1 protein-coding gene and 1 pseudogene are annotated in these 857 nt (G+C 35.8%); both read left to right on the top strand.

What is annotated here, in order from left to right:
* Window positions 1-123: 123 nt before the first annotated feature.
* Window positions 124-549: a hypothetical protein gene (locus tag CBI42_RS10940; RefSeq protein ID WP_094753975.1), complete on the top strand. Its 426-nt coding sequence runs from the start codon at window positions 124-126 to the stop codon at window positions 547-549.
* 59 nt (window positions 550-608) lie between these two features.
* A pseudogene (locus CBI42_RS10935) lies at window positions 609-857 on the top strand (hypothetical protein); the annotation flags it as partial.

The raw sequence follows: 857 nt of genomic DNA, 5'->3' as shown, positions 1-857 counted from the left end.
ACTGGAGCTTGGACAACTGCCTTAGTTGCGATAGCTAAAGGAATTATTTACATTATCGTGCTCTTTGGCAGCCAACGCATGGCTAAGAATATCATGCAGGTGAACTAGGAAGGAATTATTTTTATGATTAGAAAAAATAAATCTCTCGCTTTAAAGCAGAAACGTACATCTAAGCATTCAAGAGGAAACAAAGAGTATTTGTTGTTGGAAACCAGAAAATATGATACAAAAACAGATAGTCTATTTGATACAAATAAAAAGTATAGAATATTTTCTATTTTAGGGGGAATCAGTTATTCTGTTTTATCAGTTTTAGTACCTATAAATCTTTTTTTAGCTTTTGTTGCATCTGTAACCACAAAAATATTTAATTCACACTTTTCTCAAATAGTAGGAGTAGGAAACGCTTCCTTTATGTCAGTGTTTAAAATCCTGTACCTCAACAATGTAGAGTTTATGAGGATGGTTTTTGTAGTTATGGCTTTAGCGTTGACTGTAGTTTTCTTTTCTAGTTATAGCATGAGAAAGATAGAAAAAATGGCACAATAGTTAGAAGAGGTGAATTAGGATATGGTATAATGAAGAGAGAATGCTGAAGGAGGGATGGTATGGCTGTTTCAAAGTTTTATGCAGTATGGCGGAAAGAATCCGGAGAAGAAGAGACTGTGAATGCTTTTCAAGCACTCGCTCTAAAGGGGCGAGCACAAATTGTTACGACACCAAAAGAACAGGCGACTCTTTTTGATTTGGAAACAGGTCTTAAGGTCAATCCAAGAAGTAGTCAGAAAAAAGATGGTCGCTATGTAGGTCAACCATACTTTAGTTACTATCCAGGTGAAGAGAGCCCGTTAAAGGGG

The organism is Streptococcus sp. KR, assembly GCF_002238115.1.
In the GTDB taxonomy this organism is placed as follows: domain Bacteria; phylum Bacillota; class Bacilli; order Lactobacillales; family Streptococcaceae; genus Streptococcus.
This window is presented reverse-complemented; position numbering and strand designations above follow the sequence as displayed.